The following is a 299-nucleotide window of genomic DNA, read 5'->3' as shown; positions in this document are numbered from 1 at the left end:
TTGGCACAACAACCACTGCCAGCAAGCAACTATACGGTGGAGTATTATACCACCGAAGCCTTAGCAGAAGATGGCGATTTTCCAATTATAAATACCACAAATTATTCAGCAAGCAACGGACAAACGATTTGGGTACGCGTAGAAAACAACGCTACAGGATGTTATAATTTAGGCACATTCCAAGTAATTGTTGGCATACCATTAGTAGTACCAACACCACAACCCATCAACGAATGTGATACTTTGCCAAACGACCAATTTGCGGTATTTGATTTAACGGTTCGACAAATCACAGCCTT

At 41.1% G+C, this 299-nt stretch carries 1 protein-coding gene; it reads left to right on the top strand.

The features are described from left to right. On the top strand, window positions 1-299 hold a 299-nt coding region (locus G6042_RS00475; protein WP_169522336.1), incomplete at both ends, for a hypothetical protein.

The sequence above is a fragment of the Flavobacterium solisilvae genome (assembly GCF_012911605.1).
In the GTDB taxonomy this organism is placed as follows: domain Bacteria; phylum Bacteroidota; class Bacteroidia; order Flavobacteriales; family Flavobacteriaceae; genus Flavobacterium; species Flavobacterium solisilvae.
This window is presented reverse-complemented; position numbering and strand designations above follow the sequence as displayed.